Annotated in this window: 17 protein-coding genes; 7 read left to right on the top strand and 10 right to left on the bottom strand. The window is 69.1% G+C overall.

Annotation, left to right across the window (positions count from 1 at the left end; genetic code table 11):
• Nucleotides 1-24: 24 nt before the first annotated feature.
• From GEMRO_RS0102990 to GEMRO_RS0103005, 4 genes are read left to right on the top strand one after another with little or no spacing between them, the layout of a single operon-like run.
• Entirely contained in the window at nucleotides 25-930 is a 906-nt protein-coding gene (locus GEMRO_RS0102990; RefSeq protein WP_027132835.1) for a DMT family transporter, read from the top strand.
• Nucleotides 927-1,817, top strand: a complete 891-nt coding sequence (locus GEMRO_RS0102995; RefSeq protein ID WP_027132836.1) for a DMT family transporter — start codon at nucleotides 927-929, stop codon at nucleotides 1,815-1,817. Before GEMRO_RS0102990 ends, GEMRO_RS0102995 begins: the two co-directional genes overlap by 4 nt.
• Complete coding sequence (locus tag GEMRO_RS27180; protein WP_051328619.1) at nucleotides 1,814-3,103, top strand: amidohydrolase family protein; 1,290 nt, start codon at nucleotides 1,814-1,816, stop codon at nucleotides 3,101-3,103. The genes GEMRO_RS0102995 and GEMRO_RS27180 overlap by 4 nt, the downstream gene beginning before the upstream one ends.
• Before the next feature lie 22 nt (nucleotides 3,104-3,125).
• Nucleotides 3,126-3,887 (top strand): alpha/beta hydrolase family protein, encoded by a 762-nt coding sequence (locus GEMRO_RS0103005; protein ID WP_027132837.1) that lies wholly within the window; start codon nucleotides 3,126-3,128, stop codon nucleotides 3,885-3,887.
• 152 nt (nucleotides 3,888-4,039) lie between these two features.
• Here GEMRO_RS0103005 and GEMRO_RS0103010 read toward each other — a convergent pair whose 3' ends face one another.
• Complete coding sequence (locus GEMRO_RS0103010; RefSeq protein ID WP_027132838.1) at nucleotides 4,040-4,222, bottom strand: helix-turn-helix domain-containing protein; 183 nt, start codon at nucleotides 4,220-4,222, stop codon at nucleotides 4,040-4,042.
• 342 nt (nucleotides 4,223-4,564) lie between these two features.
• Between GEMRO_RS0103010 and GEMRO_RS27185 the strand changes: the two genes are divergently transcribed.
• The 3 genes from GEMRO_RS27185 to GEMRO_RS27190 all read left to right on the top strand — a co-directional run bounded on the left by GEMRO_RS27185 (nucleotide 4,565) and on the right by GEMRO_RS27190 (nucleotide 6,795).
• A complete protein-coding gene (locus tag GEMRO_RS27185) occupies nucleotides 4,565-5,002 on the top strand; it encodes a ribonuclease domain-containing protein (protein ID WP_035484648.1) in 438 nt (145 codons plus the stop codon).
• Nucleotides 5,003-5,015: 13 nt separating this feature from the next.
• Nucleotides 5,016-6,074: a glucose 1-dehydrogenase gene (locus GEMRO_RS0103020; protein WP_157505430.1), complete on the top strand. Its 1,059-nt coding sequence runs from the start codon at nucleotides 5,016-5,018 to the stop codon at nucleotides 6,072-6,074.
• Between the two features lie 136 nt (nucleotides 6,075-6,210).
• Entirely contained in the window at nucleotides 6,211-6,795 is a 585-nt protein-coding gene (locus GEMRO_RS27190; protein ID WP_407645349.1) for a cell cycle transcriptional regulator TrcR, read from the top strand.
• Nucleotides 6,796-6,828: 33 nt separating this feature from the next.
• Here the strand turns inward: GEMRO_RS27190 and GEMRO_RS0103030 are convergent, their stop codons facing one another.
• The 9 genes from GEMRO_RS0103030 to GEMRO_RS0103070 all read right to left on the bottom strand — a co-directional run bounded on the left by GEMRO_RS0103030 (nucleotide 6,829) and on the right by GEMRO_RS0103070 (nucleotide 15,486).
• Nucleotides 6,829-7,929, bottom strand: a complete 1,101-nt coding sequence (locus GEMRO_RS0103030) for an NAD(P)/FAD-dependent oxidoreductase (protein ID WP_027132840.1) — start codon at nucleotides 7,927-7,929, stop codon at nucleotides 6,829-6,831.
• Between the two features lie 2 nt (nucleotides 7,930-7,931).
• Entirely contained in the window at nucleotides 7,932-8,474 is a 543-nt protein-coding gene (locus GEMRO_RS0103035) for a hypothetical protein (protein ID WP_027132841.1), read from the bottom strand.
• A 137-nt stretch (nucleotides 8,475-8,611) separates the two neighbouring features.
• On the bottom strand, nucleotides 8,612-9,790 hold the full coding sequence (locus tag GEMRO_RS0103040; protein ID WP_157505431.1) for a M20 aminoacylase family protein: 1,179 nt from the start codon (nucleotides 9,788-9,790) through the stop codon (nucleotides 8,612-8,614).
• Nucleotides 9,791-9,923: 133 nt separating this feature from the next.
• Nucleotides 9,924-11,048: a branched-chain amino acid ABC transporter substrate-binding protein gene (locus GEMRO_RS0103045; protein ID WP_084506461.1), complete on the bottom strand. Its 1,125-nt coding sequence runs from the start codon at nucleotides 11,046-11,048 to the stop codon at nucleotides 9,924-9,926.
• 126 nt (nucleotides 11,049-11,174) lie between these two features.
• A complete protein-coding gene (locus GEMRO_RS0103050) occupies nucleotides 11,175-11,525 on the bottom strand; it encodes a DUF6867 family protein (protein ID WP_322100034.1) in 351 nt (116 codons plus the stop codon).
• A gap of 13 nt (nucleotides 11,526-11,538) precedes the next feature.
• A complete protein-coding gene (locus GEMRO_RS0103055) occupies nucleotides 11,539-12,249 on the bottom strand; it encodes an ABC transporter ATP-binding protein (protein ID WP_027132845.1) in 711 nt (236 codons plus the stop codon).
• A complete protein-coding gene (locus GEMRO_RS0103060; RefSeq protein WP_027132846.1) occupies nucleotides 12,249-13,094 on the bottom strand; it encodes an ABC transporter ATP-binding protein in 846 nt (281 codons plus the stop codon). The genes GEMRO_RS0103055 and GEMRO_RS0103060 overlap by 1 nt, the downstream gene beginning before the upstream one ends.
• The gene (gene livM, locus GEMRO_RS27195; RefSeq protein WP_035484650.1) at nucleotides 13,094-14,563 is read right to left on the bottom strand and encodes a high-affinity branched-chain amino acid ABC transporter permease LivM; all 1,470 of its coding nucleotides are present in this window, start codon (nucleotides 14,561-14,563) and stop codon (nucleotides 13,094-13,096) included. The genes GEMRO_RS0103060 and livM overlap by 1 nt, the downstream gene beginning before the upstream one ends.
• Nucleotides 14,564-14,568: 5 nt before the next feature.
• On the bottom strand, nucleotides 14,569-15,486 hold the full coding sequence (locus GEMRO_RS0103070; protein ID WP_027132847.1) for an ABC transporter permease subunit: 918 nt from the start codon (nucleotides 15,484-15,486) through the stop codon (nucleotides 14,569-14,571).
• Between the last annotated feature and the right edge of the window lie 166 nt (nucleotides 15,487-15,652).

Genomic DNA, 15,652 nt, shown 5'->3' on the forward strand with positions numbered 1-15,652 from the left:
GGACAGGCTACGCCCAGGCGTTCCTTGCAGGAGCCCGTCCTGTCCACCGCCGCCGACAATCTGCGCGCCGCCGCCCTGATGGCGTTCGCCTCCATCGTGTTCACCATGAACGACGCCCTGGTGAAGGTGCTGACCGGTTCCGGCGTGCCGATCGGCATGATCCTGGCCATCCGCGGCATGTTCATGGTGGTGATCTTCCTGGGCCTGTTCCGCACGATCCGCGGCGACTGGCGGCTTTCGCAGTTCCGGGACCCGGTCAACCTCCTGCGCGCCTTGTCCGAGGCGGCCTTGTCCTGGGTGATGTTCACCTCGCTGATGCTGCTGCCGATCGCCACCGTCACCGCCCTGTTCTTCACCACCCCGATGATCGCCACGGCGCTGGGCGCGCTGGTGCTGGGCGAGCGGGTCCGGTTCTGGCGCTGGACGGCGGTGGTGCTGGGCTTTGTCGGCATCCTGATCGCGACCCGGCCGGGCTCGACCGCGTTCGAGCCGACCATGCTGCTGCCGCTGCTGGCAGCCTTGATCGCCGCCCTGCGCGACCTGCTCACCCGCCGCCTCAAGCACGGCATCTCCACCAAGGTGGTGGCGCTCTCCACCACGGTCGGGACCGGGCTGAGCGGCTTCTTGTCGATCCCGTTCCTGCCCTGGCCGCCTTTGGACCTGCCGCTGACCGGCGTGCTGGCCGGCTCGGCGGTGATCTCCGGCGTGGCGCTGTTCGCCTATATCGGCGCCAGCCGACTGGGCGAGATCAGCTTCCTGGCGCCGATCCGCTACGTGTCGCTGCCCACCGCCGGCATCCTGGGCTTCCTGCTCTGGGGCGACCTGCCCGACCGCTACGCCCTGGCCGGCACCCTCCTGATCGTGGGCTCCGGGATCCTGATCTTCTACCGCGAGCACCGGCTGGCCGGGCGGATCGGAGCGACCCGATGACGGCCCGGGCCGACAACCTGCGCGCCGCCGGCTTCGTGGTCGGCGCCGTCACCTTCTGGGCGCTGGGCGACACCACGGTGAAGCTGCTCTCCGAGCGGATGAGCATTCCCGAAATCATGTTCCTGCGCGGGCTGGTCAGCATCGTGCTGGTGGTGGCGCTGGCCAGGCTCGGCGGCTGGCAGCCGTCCTGGCGCACGCTGGCCCGGCCGGTCGTGCTGCTGCGCGGCCTGGTCGAGGTGGCCGTGGTGTTCGCCTATCTGTTCGGCGTCGCCAACCTGCCGATCGCGGTGGCCAACACGCTGGTGTTCACCTCGCCGCTCTGGGGGGTGGCGCTGGGCGGGCTGGTGCTGCGCGAGCGGCTGGGACCGGCGCGGATCGGCGCGGTGCTGCTGGGCTTTGTCGGCATGCTGTTCGTCACCGACCCGTTCGGCGCCAGGGCTTCCTGGTGGGTGGTCCTGCCGCTGGGCGCAGCCCTGCTCCAGGCGCTGGGCGACCTGATCACCCGGCGGATCGACCCGTCCATCCCCACCGATTCGATCACGGTCACCACGCTGGTGATGATCACCGCCGGCGGCGGCGTGGCCGCGATGCGCAACCTCGCCTGGCCGGACCTGCCGACCGCGGGCCTGCTGGTGCTGGCGGCCTTCCTCGTGGTCGGCGCCTATCTCTGCTACATCCGCGCCTTCCGGATCGGCGAGATGAGCTTTGCCGCCCCGTTCAAGTACGTGTCGATCCCGCAGACCATGCTGACCGGCTGGCTGGTCTGGGGCGACGTGCCGACCGCCTGGATGCTGTTCGGCGCCACCCTCATCATCATGGCCGGCATCCTGATCGTCTGGCAGGATCGGCCAGCCTCGAACCTGGACGTCGGAGTGAGCCCACCTTGAAGCTCGACATGATCGTGCGCAACGCCACCCTGCCCGATGGCCACACGGGCATGGACATCCTGATCTCCGACGGGCTGATCCAGGCGGTCGGGCCGTCGATCGAGGCATCCGGCCACGAGGAGATCGACGCCGGCGGGCGGCTGGTCACCCCGCCCTTCGTCGACTGCCATTTCCACATGGACGCGACCCTGTCGCTGGGCACGCCGCGCCTGAACCGCTCCGGCACCCTGCTGGAGGGCATCGCGCTCTGGGCGGAACTCAAGCCGCTGCTCACCCAGGAGGCGGTGATCGAGCGGGCGCTGCGCTATTGCGACATGGCGGTGGCGCAAGGCATCGGCGCGATCCGCACCCATGTCGACGTGTGCGACGACAGCCTGACCGGGGTCGAGGCGCTGATCGAGGTGCGCGCCCGGGTGGCGCCCTATCTGACCCTGCAGCTGGTCGCCTTCCCGCAGGACGGCCTCTACCGCTACCCCACCGCCAAGCAGAACCTGATGCGGGCGCTGGACATCGGGGTCGACGTGGTCGGCGGCATCCCGCATTTCGAGCGCACCATGGAGGATGGCCGCCGCTCGGTCACCGAGCTGTGCGAGCTGGCCGCCAAGCTCGGGCGGATGATCGACCTGCATTGCGACGAGAGCGACGACCCGCACTCCCGCCATGTCGAGCAGCTGGCCTACGAGGTGCAGCGCCTGGGCTTAGGAAGCCGCGCCACCGGCTCGCACCTGACCTCCATGCACAGCATGGACAACTACTACGCCAGCAAGCTGATGGCGCTGATCGCCGAGAGCGGCATGAACGCGGTCTGCAACCCGCTCATCAACATCACCCTGCAGGGCCGCCACGACACCTACCCGCGCCGGCGCGGCCTGACCCGGGTGCCGGAACTGCAGGCGGCGGGCGTGCCGGTGGCGTTCGGCCAGGACTGCGCCATGGACCCCTGGTACTCGATGGGCTCCGGCGACATGCTGGAAGTGGCGCATATGGGCGTCCATGCCGTGCCGATGACCTCGATGGACCAGATCCGCTCCGCCTTCGACGCGGTGACCAGCGTTCCTGCCCAGCTGATGCAGCTGGACGGCTACGGCATCACCCCCGGCTGCCGCGCCGACCTCGTGGTGCTGGACGCCGCCGACCCGGTGGAGGCGGTACGGATCAAGCCGCCGCGCCTCTACGTGCTGCGCGCCGGCAAGGTGATCGCCCGCGCCGCCCCGCGCACCAGCAGCCTGGCTCTGCCCGGGCGCCCGGACGCGATTACGATCGGCCGGGGGATCTCGCCCGCCTGAACGGAAAAGAGCCGCCGCCGCAATGACGCTTGCGATCGTCCGCCGCCTGGTGCCGCAGTTCGGCACCAGCTACGGCCCGCCCGGCGACGGGCCGTTCCCGACCGTCCTGGTGCTGCACGGCTCCGAGGGCGCCTGGTCGGGCTGGAGCCACCGCAACGCGGCGATCCTGGCGGCCCACGGCTTCCTGGCCTTCCCGTTCGGCTATTCGATCGGCGGCAACGCCTGGAACGCCGGCAGCATCCGCGAGGTGCCGTTGGAGCGCACCATCCGGGCGATGGAAGCCCTGCGCGCCTTTCCGGCCTGTTCCGGCCGCCTTGCGCTCTACGGCGCCTCGCGCGGCGCCGAGCACGCCTTGCTGCTGTCCGCCCTGATGGCGAGGGACGGGCTGGACAGCCTGCCGGACGCGGTGGCCGCGCACAGCCCGCCGGACGTGGTCTGCGGCGCCTTCGACGGTCCGGCGCGGCGTGATGCCGGCGATCCGGGCTGGCAGCCCTGGGACCCGGCCGCACGGGCCTGGACCTGGCAGGGCAGCAGCGACGCCCTGCTGCCCACCACGCCGATCGAGATCGAGCGCTATTCGGGCCCTGTGTTCCTCAGCCACGGTACGGCCGACCGGGTCTGGTCGGTGGAGATGACCCGGCGGCTGGAGCGGCGCCTGCGGGCGCATGGCCACCAGCCGGAGGTTCATTACTACGATGGCCAGGACCACATCCCGGACAGCGACACCGAGAACCGGCACCACGAGAACCTGCTGGCGTTTCTTGCCCGGCATCTGGACGGCTGACCGGCGCGCGCTCCCCTCATCGTGACGGGCCGGCATGGAACCATGCCAGCGGAGCGACGGCTGCGACCCGATTCCTGCCGGAGCATGATCCGCTTCCTGGACCCACAGCCTCCGGACTGGATGTCCGGATCAATCCTTGGGCAGAAATTGCCTCACGCCAGCCGGGTCGCGTGAGCATTGAGGCAGGCTTCCAGGTCGTCGCGGGTGACCCGCCACTCCCGCCCGAACTTGATCGCGCGGAGTCTACCGGAAATGATCATCTGGCGGATCGTGCTCTCTTTCAGTTTGAGCATCTCCGCCACCTCGCGCACCGTCAACAATGGTTGGGTGAGCATACCGGAACCTCGGAAACTACCTGCCCCACAGCCGTTAGTCCTTGCCAAGCGCCAGGCGCAACTGCCCTCGGTGACGCATGCGGATGCAGCGCCGAGTTCCCCAGGGTTTGGTGTGGTTTTATCGCTGTTTGTGATCGTTGAGAATGGTTGAAGTCTGTTTTTGCAGGTTGCAATTCGGTGACGTTGGACCCATGTGAATGCTGTCGCACGTACCACCTTGGCGCCGCGTCATCCCCAGGATCGGAAGATCCGACGGAAGGCGCGGCGTTCTTTCTTCAAGCCCGGGGGCTTGGCTTGCCCGGCCGGGGCCGTCTACCCTGGCGCCCCTTCAGGTGGATACCGATGCGCCGCTCCCTGCAGATTCTCTTGGTCGTCCTGGTCGGGCTCCTGCCGGCCCTGGCGTTCGGCGACGAGGCCGAGCTGCGCTCGTTCGGGCGCGAACTCGGCCTGCGCGACCTGGACGGATTCGTCGACGCGGTCACCACGATCCGCGAGGACGGCCGCCTGCCCGACCGCTGGATCACCAAGCGCGAGGCCGAGGAGCTGGGCTGGCGCCCGGGCCGCGACCTGTGCGACGTGGCCGAGGGCCTCTCGATCGGCGGGGACCGGTTCGGCAACCGCGAGGGCCGGCTGCCCGCCCGCCAGGGCCGGCGCTGGACCGAGGCCGACCTGGACTTCGACTGCGGCCGGCGCGGCGCCAAGCGGCTGGTGTTCTCCAACGACCAGCTGATCTACGTCACCATCGACCATTACGACACGTTCCACGAAGTGCCGGAATGAGGGAGTTGCCCGCATGAGGCGGATCGTCATCGGCGCCGGGATCGCCGCGCGGCAGGACGTGTTCGAGCGCGTTTGCACCGCCGCCGGGATGCCGTCCAACAGCATCCGCAACCTGGACGCCCTGTTCGACGTGCTCCGCACCGACCTGGAGGGCCCGATCGAGCTGGTCTGGCAGGCCGGCCGCGGAGGCGGGCTGGACGCGGTCCTGCGGGTGCTGCAGGACGTGGCGGCCGAGCGGGACGATGTACGGCTGGTGCTGGAAGCGGCCGGCTCGGATTTCGCCGAGGATGGGACCAGAATGCGCTTTACCGACAAGACCGTGATCGTGACCGGCTCCGCCCAGGGCATCGGGCGCGCCTGCGTGGAGGCCTTCGCCGCCGAGGGCGCCAAGGTGGTGATCGCCGATGTCGACGTGGACAAGGGCGAGAGCTTCGCCCGGGAGCTGCACGGGCGCGGCGTGCAGGCGCTGTTCCAGCAGACCGATGTCGGCGACAAGGCCTCGGTGCAGGCGATGGTCGACGCGGCGGTCCGCTTCGGCGGCGGCCTGGACGTGCTGGTCAACAATGCCGGGATCATCCGGGCCGGCGAGTTCCTGGAGCTGGACGAAGCCGATTTCGACCTGGTGCTGCGGGTCAACCTGAAGGGTTCGTTCCTGTGCGGCCAGGCGGCCGCCCGGGTGATGGCGGCGCAGGGCAAGGGCGCCATCGTCAACATGTCCTCGGTCAACGGCGTGCTCGCGATCCCCAACCAGACCCCCTACAACGTCAGCAAGGGCGGGATGAACCAGCTCACCAACGTCATGGCGCTGGCGCTGGCCGACAAGGGCGTGCGGGTGAACGGGGTGGGGCCGGGCTCGATCCTGACCGACATGCTCAAGACCATCATGGTCGACGAGGCGGCGCGCACCAAGGTCCTGGCGCGCACCCCGCTCGGCCGCTGCGGCGAGCCCGAGGAGGTTGCCCGGGTCGTCCTGTTCCTGGCGTCCGAGGACGCCGCCTACGTGACCGGGCAGACCGTGTACGTGGATGGCGGCCGGCTCGGCCTCAACTACACGGTTCCCGTCCAGGGTTGAGACGCCGCTTGAACCGTGCCGGGCGTTCCGCCAATAGAGCGCCTAGAAATATGACCGTCCCGGACGCGGCGTTTCTCGACGAGGGCGCCGCGTCGTCGTTTCCAGAAAGAAGGTGGATCGAATGGATCGCCCGCTCATGCCGAAAGCCACGGCCGTCTGGCTCGTGGAGAACACCGGGTTGACCTTCGAGCAGATTGCGGAGTTCACCGGGCTGCACACGCTCGAGATCAAGGGCATCGCCGACGGCGAGGTCAATGCCGGCGTCCGCGGCCTCGATCCCATCGGCGCCGGGATGCTGACCCGCCAGGAGATCGACCGGGTCGCCAAGGACCCGACCGCCCGGCTGCGCCTGCAGCGCTCGATCGCCGACACCAAGCTCGGCCCGAAGAAGAAGGAGCCACGCTACACGCCGCTCTCCAAGCGCCAGGACCGCCCGGACGCCATCGCCTGGCTGCTGCGCAACCACCCCGAGCTGGCCGAGCAGCAGATCTGCAAGCTGCTGGGCACCACCAAGAACACCATCCAGCAGGTGCGCGACCGCACCCACTGGAAGAGCCAGGACATCCGCCCGCGCGACCCCGTGCTGCTCGGCCTGTGCGCCCAGCTGGAGCTGGACGACGCGGTGGCGCGCGCCCGGATCGCCAACCCGAAGGCGGTCCGCTCCGAGCCGCTGCCGCCGGAGGACATCGACGAGCCCCGCCAGGACCCGATCTTCGAGTGACCTCCAAGCCCCGGACCATCCGGGGCTTTTTTTTCAGGATGCCATCAACCGGGCGGGTGAGAGGTCCGGCAGGAGCGCTGCCAGCTCGTCCGAAAGGGCGCCCCCGCCGACCGCCGCGCAAGCGATCTCCGCCATGGCCGGGGCGGTCATGAAGCCGGCCCCGCCCTGCCCCGCCAGCCAGACGAAGCGGGGATGGCCGGGATCGGCGCCGGCGACCGGGGCGTGGTCCGGGACGAAGCTGCGCAGGCCCGCCCAGCTTGCATGGATCCGCCGGGGCTCGTGGCCGGTGAGGCCGGTGTAGCGGTCGATCGCCACCGCCACGTCCCATTCCTCGGGCTGGACGTCCTGGGGCGCCACCTCGGCGGCGTCGCCCGGCGACAGCAGCAGCCGGCCGCCTTCCGGCTTGAAGTACCACTGCTCGGCCACGTCGATCGCCATCGGCCAGCGGGACGGGTCCTGGCCGTCCGGCGGATCGATGGTGAGCGCCGTGCGGCGCAGCGCGCACAGGCCCAGGGGCGCCAGGCCGGCGAGCTGCGCCACCTGGTCGGCCCACGCACCGGCGGCGTTGACGATCCAGCCGGCAACGATCGGCCCCGCGCTGGTCTCCAGCCGGAAGCCTGCCCCCTCGGCCGCAATCGCCGTCACCTCGGCGCCGCAGCGCAGCTCCCCGCCGGCTGCCTTCAGGTCGCGCAGGCAGCACTGCAGGAAGCGGTGGTCGTCGATGGCGTCGGCGGCGGCATCCAGCACGCCGCCGGCCACCCGCTCCGGGCGCAGGACCGGCAGGCGGCCGATCACCTCGGCTGCGCTCAGGACCGGCAGCCCGGTCTCCTCCGCCAGGGTGCGCAGGGCCGCCTCCTGCCCGGGCGAGGCCACGTGCAGCATGCCGCGCGGGCTGGCGAGCGGCCCGTCCGGGCGGTCCGGATCGGTCAGGAAGGCCCGGCTGGCCGCGGCCAGGCGGCGGGTGGCGCGGTCGCCATAGGCCAGGGCGAACATGGTGGCGGAGCGGCCGGTCGCCTGGGTGCCCGGACGCGCCTCGCGCTCCAGGAGGCAGACATGGCGGGCGGCGGCGATTCTTGCGGCAGCGCTGGCACCGGCGATCCCCGCCCCGATCACCACGACATCGAAACGATCCATGGTCAGCCGCGCTCGGCGCTGCCCGGGTCGCAGGGCTCGACATGGAGGTCGCGCCCGGCCCAGAAGCGCTGCGACAGCAGGCGGCGGTCGCGCTCGATCAGGTCGGCGATGGCGCGCAGCCTGGCGGCGGCGCTGCTCGGGAGCGTGCCCGGGCGGACCATCACCCGCACCGCCGGGATGTCGACCAGCTCGTGGCGCAGCCGGACCACCGGCTCGTCGCCCTCCGAGGTCGAGGCCAGGTCGAAGCTGACATATTCTTCGGGCTCGCGGGTGGCGTAGCTGTCCAGGAGCTCGTCGCGGCTGGGCCCTTCGGCGGGCCGCTCCTCGACCATGCCCAGGGACAGCAGCTGCTTGATCTCGCGCGGCTGGTTGTTGAACAGCTGCCGCGCGTGGCGCAGCGCGTCCAGCGTGCCGAGCTGCAGGGCGCGGCGGATCGCGTGCCAGAGAAGGTGGTCCTCGCCCAGGACCAGTTCCACGACCGGCTGCAGCTCGGCCAGGAACAGCGTCAGCCCCCGCTGCTCTCCCGGATAACGTTCCCGCTGCATTCGGCACCGTCCCGAAACCGTGACAGGACGGAGATTAAGGATTTCCTAACTGTCCCGGAAGTCCTCTTGTCGCGGCGAAGGCGTGCCGGGGGGTGCCGGAACGCCTGAGCCCCTGGCCGGCCGGACCGTTTTGGGCTTCAGCCCGCGGAGAGGTGGCGCTCGACCAGCCCGGTCCACCACGACACCCCGACCGGCAGGGCCGCGTCGTTGAAGTCGTACTTCGCGTTGTGCAGGATCCGGCCTTCCTCGGCCCCGCCCACGCCCATCCAGATATAGGCGCCCGGCACCTTCTCCAGCATGAACGAGAAATCCTCCCCGCCCATCGACGGCAGCTGGTCGCGGGCGACGTTCGGCTCGCCCACGATCCCGGCCGCGACCTCGGCGCCGAACGCGGCCTGCTCGTCATGGTTGATGGTGGGCGGATAGCCCTCCCGGTGGTGCAGCTCCATGGCGACACCGAACGCCTTGGCGAACGCCTCCACCATCTCGCGGATCCGCCCGACCACGCGCTTGCGGGTGTCGGCGCGGAAGGTGCGCACGGTGCCCTTCAGGGTCGCGGTGTCCGGGACGACGTTGAAGGCCGAGCCGGCATTGATCGCGGTGATCGAGAGCACCGCCCGGTCCATCGGGTCGGTCTCGCGGCTGATGATGTTCTGCAGGGCGGAGACCAGCTGGGCCGCCGCCACTACCGGGTCGACGCCGGTATGGGGCATGGCGGCATGGCAGCCCTTGCCGGCGATCTCGATGCGGATCTCGTCGGTGGCGGCCATCACCGGGCCGCGATGCATGGCGAAGCTGCCGAGCGGCATCTGCGGCCAGTTGTGCATCCCGTACACCACCTCGACCGGGAAGCGCTCGAACAGCCCGTCCTCGATCATCTTCCGGGCCCCGGCCCCGCCTTCCTCGGCCGGCTGGAAGATCAGCACCACCGAACCGGCGAAGTCGCGGCTCTGGCTCAGATGCCTGGCGGCGCCCAGCAGCATGGTGGTGTGGCCGTCATGGCCGCAGGCATGCATCCGGCCGGGATTGGTCGAGGCATAGGGCTTGCCGGTCAGTTCGGTGATCGGCAGGGCGTCCATGTCGGCGCGCAGGCCGATCGAGCGGTTGCCGGGGCGCTTGCCGCGGATCACGCCGACCACGCCGGTCCCGGCCATGCCGGTCACCACCTCGTCGACCCCGAACTCCTTCAGCTTGCCGGCCACGAACGCCTGGGTGCCATGCTCCTCGTAGCCGAGCTCCGGATGCGCATGCAGGTGGTGACGCCAGGCCGTCATCTCCGGCACGAGAGCCTCTACCGCCGCAGATATCCGCATCATCCACTCCGCTCGCAGGCCAGATCCGACAAAAAAAGGGGAGCCCAGCCGGGCTCCCCCCTTCTCTACCAGCCCCGAAGGACGGAGCGCACCCCCTAGCGGAAGGTCCTGCCCCTGCCCTCGAAAGCCGGTCGGATCAGTTGTCGACCTGGGCGTAGTTGCCGCCGTCATACTCGAACCAGACATAGGTGTTCTCGGTGAGATCACCCTTCTCGTCGAAGCCGATGTTGCCGATCACCGTGTCCCAGCGATGCGAGCGCAGGGTCTCGGCGACCTTGGCCGCATCGGTGGTGCCCGCCTCGTTGGCGGCGGCCGCCCAGACCTGCACCGCGGCATAGGTCGACAGGGTGTAGCCTTCCGGGTCGTAGCCGCTGGCCTTGAACTCCTCGACCACCTTCTGCGCGGTCGGCAGGTTGCGGGCCTCGGCGGCGTTGGTGAAGCGGGTGCCGTCGGAGGCCGGACCGGCCAGCTGCGCATACTCGACCGTGTTCAGCGCGTCGCCGGACAGGAGCCGCGCCTGGAGGCCCTGCTCGGCGGCCTGGCGGGCGATCAGCGCCGCCTCGGTGTGGTAGCCGCCGAAATAGATGGCATCGACGTTCTGCGACTTCAGCTTGGTGATCAGCGCGGTGAAGTCCTTGTCGCCCGCGGAGATCGCCTCGTAGGCCACCTCGTCGAGGCCGCCCTCGTTCATGAACTGCTTGGTGAGGTCGGCCAGGCCCTTGCCGTAGGTCGACTTGTCGTGGACCACCGCCACGTTCTTGCCGGCATAGTTCTCGGCCAGCCACTTGCCGGCGAAGTCACCCTGCTGGTCGTCGCGGCCGCAGGTGCGGAAGACGGTGGTGACGCCTTCCTCGAACGGGCCCTCGGTGTAGGCGGGGTTGGTCGAGGCGGGCGACATCTGCAGGATGCCTTCCTCGGCATACACGTCGCCGGCCGGGATCGAGGATCCCGAGCAGAAATGCCCAGCCACGAACACGGCGCCCTGGCTGGCCAGGTCGTTGGCGACCGCCACCGCCTGCTTGGGATCGCAGGCGTCGTCGCCGATCGCCAGGGTGAGCTCCTCGCCGTTGACGCCGCCGGCGGCGTTGATGTCCTTGACCGCCTGCTCGGCACCGCGGCGGAGCTGCTCGCCGAACGCCGCGTAGGCGCCGGTCATCGGGCCCGCCGAGGCGATGACGATCTCGGCATGGGCCATCGCTGAACTGGCCAGCAGCACGGCCGTGAACGCCGCACCCGCCATCCGCCTGGAGAATCGCTGCATCGTCTACTCCGGTCCTTTAGAGAAACCTGTTGGTCGATTCGACGAGGATTGGGAACGACATGGCCGGACCCGATCAATCTGGGTGAAGTCTAACGCCGATCTTGGCACCTGCAAGCCGATCGAGCGTCAGCTGCCCCGATGCTCGCGGATCGCGAACAATCCCGCGCGCTCGTACAACCATGGATACTGGGCGACCATTTTGTTGGTGCGGGCGATCCGGTAGGCCAGGAAGGCCAGCGCGATCAGGATCGCCGAGCAGACCAGGAAGCCGGTCACGTGCAGCAGTTCCTCCTCGAACAGCGCGTAGGACAGGAACCGGTTGGCCGCGCCCAGCAGCAGCCCGTAGGGCACGATCTGCCAGAGCGGGCGCCAGGTCTGCGCGATCGCCTGGCCCATCGACATGGCCGCCGATCCGGCCAGCACCAGGGTCAGGCCGATGAACACGCCGAGCGACTGGCCGGTCAGGGTCTCCAGCATGGAACGTCCTCCCCTAATGGCCGCCTTCGAGATAGGCGCGCCGCACCTCCGGGTCGGCCAGCAGCCCCCGGCCGGTTCCGGACATGGTGATCTGGCCGTTGATCAGCACGTAGCCGCGATGCGCCAGCTTCAGCGCATGATAGGCGTTCTGCTCGACCAGCAGCACCGTCACCCCCTGGGTCTCGTTCAGTTCCTTGATCACCGAGAAGATCTGCCGGACGATCAAGGGTGCGAGGCCCAGGGACGGCTCGTCCAGCAGCAGGAGGCGCGGCCTGGCCATCATGGCGCGGGCGATCGCCAGCATCTGCTGCTCGCCGCCCGACAAGGTGCCGGCGCGCTGGTTGCGGCGGCGCTCCAGGATCGGGAACAGCTCGAAGCAGCGCTTGGCGTCGCCGTCGAAATGGGCGGGATCGACGTTGATCGCCCCCATCTGCAGGTTCTCGAACACCGTCATGCGCGGGAACACCCGGCGGCCCTCCGGCGACTGGGCGATGCCGCGGCGCATGATGTGGTGGGTCGGCATGGCGGTGATGTCGGTGCCTTCCAGCACGATCCGGCCGCCCTGGCCGCGCGGGGTGCCGCAGATCGTCATCAGAAGGGTCGACTTGCCGGCCCCGTTGGCGCCGATCAGGGTGACGATCTCGCCCTGCTTCACCTCCAGGGACACGCCCTTGAGCGCCTCGATCCGGCCGTAGAAGGCGTGGATGCCCTCGATCACCAGCATCAGCGCGCTCCCGGGTCGAGATGGAGGTCCTCGGCGACCTCGGGCGGCAGTTCCTCCTCCTCGGGCTCGCCGAGATAGGCCTTGATGACCTTGGGATCGTCGCGAATCTCGGCCGGCGTGCCCTCGGCGATCTTCTTGCCGTAGTCCAGCACCACGATCTTGTCGGAGATCCCCATCACCACGCTCATGTCGTGCTCGATCAGCAGGACGCCGATCCCGTGGATCTCCTTGATCCAGCGCAGGAGCTCGTTCAGTTCCAGCGACTCGGTGGCGTTCAGGCCGGCCGCTGGCTCGTCCAGGCAGAGCAGCACCGGCTTGGTGCACATCGCCCGGGCAATCTCCAGCCGGCGCTGGTCGCCATAGGCCAAAGCGCCGGCCGGCCAGTCGGCCTTGTCGGTCAGGTTGATCCGGTCCAGCCAGGAGCGGGCGAGGTGGACCGCCTCCTCTTCGGCCTTGCGGTAGGAGGGCAGGCCGAGCAGGCCCTTGATGCTCCAGCCGGACGCCTGCATCTGCTCGGTGTGCTGGGCGACCATCAGGTTCTCCAGCACCGACATGCCGGCGAACAGGCGGATGTTCTGGAAGGTGCGCGCCACGCCGGCGTCGCGCACGATCCGGTGGCCGTCCAGGCGTTCCAGCAGCCAGTCGCCGCGCTCGCTGGACAGCTCCAGCCGCCCGACCGAGGGCTGGTAGAACCCGGTCAGGCAGTTGAACATCGTGGTCTTGCCGGCGCCGTTCGGCCCGATGATCGAGGTGATCTGCGACTGCTCGGCGGTGAACGACACGTTGTCGACGGCGACCAGCCCGCCAAAGCGCATGGTCAGGTGCTCGACGGTGAGGAGCGTCATCAGCCCTCTCCCCGCGGGTGCAGCCGGATGGTCGGCTCGCGGTGGGAGACCAGGCCGGTGGGCTTCCAGATCATGATCAGCACCATGACCAGGCCGAACGCGATCATCCGGTAGTCTTCCAGTTCGCGGAAGAATTCCGGCAGCCCGATCAGGATCACCGCGGAGAACACGATGCCCATCTGGCTGCCGAGCCCGCCCAGCACCACGATCGCCAGGATCACGGCGCTCTCGATGAACACGAAGCTTTCCGGGCTGATGAAGCCCTGGCGGGCGGCGAAGAAGCTGCCGGCGAAGCCCGCGAACATCGCCCCGATGCCGAACGCCGCCAGCTTCACCGCGGTCGGGTTCAGCCCCAGCGCCCGGCAGGCGATCTCGTCCTCGCGCAAAGCTTCCCAGGCCCGGCCGATCGGCAGCTTGCGGATCCGGATCGTGAACCAGTTGGTGAACAGGGCCAGCACCAGGATCACGTAGTAGAGGAACGCGATCCGGTGATAGGGGTCGAACGGGATCTCGAAGAAGCTGGCGAAGGTCTCGCCGCCGCCGCGCGGCGGGTTGGCCTGGAAGGGCAGGCCGAAGAAGGACGGCCGCGGGATGCCGCCGATGCCGTCGGGGCCGCCGGTGAAGGTGTACCAGTTGATCAGGATCACCCGGATGATCTCGCCGAAGCCCAGCGTGACGATCGCCAGGTAGTCGCCGCGCAGGCGCAGCACCGGGAAGCCCAGCACGATGCCGAAGCTGGCGGCGAACAGGCCGGCCAGCGGCAGGCACACCCAGAAGCTCCAGCCGAAATACTCGGCCAGCAAGGCGTAGGAGTAGGACCCCACCGCGTAGAAGGCGACGTAGCCAAGGTCGAGCAGGCCGGCCAGGCCCACCACGATGTTCAGCCCCCAGCCCAGCATGATGTAGATCAGCACGATCGTCAGGATGTCGACCAGCTGGCGGTCGGCCATCGGGGTGATCGGGAAGGCGAACGCGGCCAGGATCAGGAAGAAGCCGAACGCGAGCGAAGCCCGCTTGGCGGCGACGCTCATCTCGCGCCGCTTGGGCTTGTCCGACACCGGCCGGGAGGAGGCGTAGGCCAGCTGGCCGGCCCGCAGCAGGATGAAGGCCGGGAACAGCAGCGCCACCCAGTTCAGGGGCGCCACCGGGAACGGCAGCAGGAAGGCCAGGTCGGAATCGGTGTTGCCGGTCAGCAGCGGCACCAGCAGCAGGACCGCCAGCACGATGCCGACCAGGATCGGCAGGCGCCAGCTGCGCTCGCCGAGCGCGAACACGGCGGTGGAGCCCAGCGCCACCGCCAGCACGCAGTAGAGCACGATATGGTAGCGCGGGTTGAGCTGCAGCCCGGTCTGCGACGCCACCAGTTCCAGCCCGACGATCAGGCTGGTCATCAGGAAGGTGATGATCGCCGCGCCGAGCACGTGGCGCCAGAGCTTGCCGCCGTCCAATCCTGCCAGAAGGCCCGTCATGCGCGTCAGACCTTCTCGATTTCAGGCCGGCCGAGCAGGCCGGTGGGGCGGAAGATCAGCACCAGCACCAGCACCCCGAACGAGGCCACGTCCTTGTATTCCACCGAGAAGTAGCCGGACCAGAACGCCTCGATCACCCCGATCAGGAGCCCGCCCAGCATGGCGCCCGGAAGCGAGCCGATCCCGCCCAGCACCGCCGCGGTGAACGCCTTGATCCCGGCGATGAAGCCGATGAAGAAGTCGATCACGCCGTAGTAGAGCGTGAACATCAGCCCGGCCACCGCGGCCAGCGAGGCGCCGATCACGAAGGTCAGCGAGATGGTCTTGTCGACGTCCACGCCGAGCAGCGCCGCCATCTTGCGGTCCTGCTCGCAGGCCCGCTGGGCACGGCCGAGCGCGGTGCCCTTGATCAGCCAGGTGAACACCGCCATCAGCGCCAGGGTCAGGACCACGATCACCACCTGGATGTAGCTGATCCGCACCGCGAAGCCGCCGGCGCTCTCCATGATCACGAAGCCGCCCGACACCATCTGCTCCAGGGGCTTCGGCCGGGCGCCCTGGGCCAGCTGCACGTAGTTCTGCAGGAAGATCGAGGCGCCGATCGCCGAGATCAGCGGCGCCAGCCGCGGCGATGATCGCAGCGGCCGATACGCGATCCGCTCCACCGACCAGCCATAAAGCGAGGTCAGCAGGATGCCCACGATCAGCACGATCAGCAGCGCCAGGGGCAGCCACGAAATGCCGACTGCGCCCAGGATCAGGAACACGATCAGCGCGTGGAAGGCGCCGATCATGAAGATGTCGCCATGGGCGAAATTGATCATGCCGATGATCCCGTAGACCATCGAGTAGCCGATCGCGATCAGGCCGTAGACGGCGCCCAGCGTGACGCCATTCACGAGTTGTTGGAGGAAATATTCCATCCGCGACGACGCCCCCACCGCAGGTATGCACCGACCGGGCCAGCCACGACGAGAACGCCGCTGCGATCTGGCCGAGCCTCATTGGTTTGGCGCCTACACCCCTCAGTACCCGATCCGCGGTACACGAAGCCTGATCCGCCCTCAAGTGTCTCGATACGATCATGAA

The sequence above is a fragment of the Geminicoccus roseus DSM 18922 genome, assembly GCF_000427665.1.
GTDB classification, from domain to species: domain Bacteria; phylum Pseudomonadota; class Alphaproteobacteria; order Geminicoccales; family Geminicoccaceae; genus Geminicoccus; species Geminicoccus roseus.

What these genes read in the sequence shown, in the direction of transcription:
- GEMRO_RS0102995 (WP_027132836.1), top strand. Translation starts at nt 927, where the DNA reads ATGACGGCCCGGGCCGACAACCTGCGCGCCGCCGGCTTCGTGGTCGGC.
- GEMRO_RS0103005 (WP_027132837.1), top strand. Translation starts at nt 3,126, where the DNA reads ATGACGCTTGCGATCGTCCGCCGCCTGGTGCCGCAGTTCGGCACCAGC.
- GEMRO_RS0103010 (WP_027132838.1), bottom strand. Translation starts at nt 4,222, where the DNA reads ATGCTCACCCAACCATTGTTGACGGTGCGCGAGGTGGCGGAGATGCTC.
- GEMRO_RS27185 (WP_035484648.1), top strand. Translation starts at nt 4,565, where the DNA reads ATGCGCCGCTCCCTGCAGATTCTCTTGGTCGTCCTGGTCGGGCTCCTG.
- GEMRO_RS0103020 (WP_157505430.1), top strand. Translation starts at nt 5,016, where the DNA reads ATGAGGCGGATCGTCATCGGCGCCGGGATCGCCGCGCGGCAGGACGTG.
- GEMRO_RS27190 (WP_407645349.1), top strand. Translation starts at nt 6,211, where the DNA reads ATGCCGAAAGCCACGGCCGTCTGGCTCGTGGAGAACACCGGGTTGACC.
- GEMRO_RS0103030 (WP_027132840.1), bottom strand. Translation starts at nt 7,929, where the DNA reads ATGGATCGTTTCGATGTCGTGGTGATCGGGGCGGGGATCGCCGGTGCC.
- GEMRO_RS0103035 (WP_027132841.1), bottom strand. Translation starts at nt 8,474, where the DNA reads ATGCAGCGGGAACGTTATCCGGGAGAGCAGCGGGGGCTGACGCTGTTC.
- GEMRO_RS0103040 (WP_157505431.1), bottom strand. Translation starts at nt 9,790, where the DNA reads ATGATGCGGATATCTGCGGCGGTAGAGGCTCTCGTGCCGGAGATGACG.
- GEMRO_RS0103045 (WP_084506461.1), bottom strand. Translation starts at nt 11,048, where the DNA reads ATGCAGCGATTCTCCAGGCGGATGGCGGGTGCGGCGTTCACGGCCGTG.
- GEMRO_RS0103050 (WP_322100034.1), bottom strand. Translation starts at nt 11,525, where the DNA reads ATGCTGGAGACCCTGACCGGCCAGTCGCTCGGCGTGTTCATCGGCCTG.
- GEMRO_RS0103055 (WP_027132845.1), bottom strand. Translation starts at nt 12,249, where the DNA reads ATGCTGGTGATCGAGGGCATCCACGCCTTCTACGGCCGGATCGAGGCG.
- GEMRO_RS0103060 (WP_027132846.1), bottom strand. Translation starts at nt 13,094, where the DNA reads ATGACGCTCCTCACCGTCGAGCACCTGACCATGCGCTTTGGCGGGCTG.
- livM (WP_035484650.1), bottom strand. Translation starts at nt 14,563, where the DNA reads ATGACGGGCCTTCTGGCAGGATTGGACGGCGGCAAGCTCTGGCGCCAC.
- GEMRO_RS0103070 (WP_027132847.1), bottom strand. Translation starts at nt 15,486, where the DNA reads ATGGAATATTTCCTCCAACAACTCGTGAATGGCGTCACGCTGGGCGCC.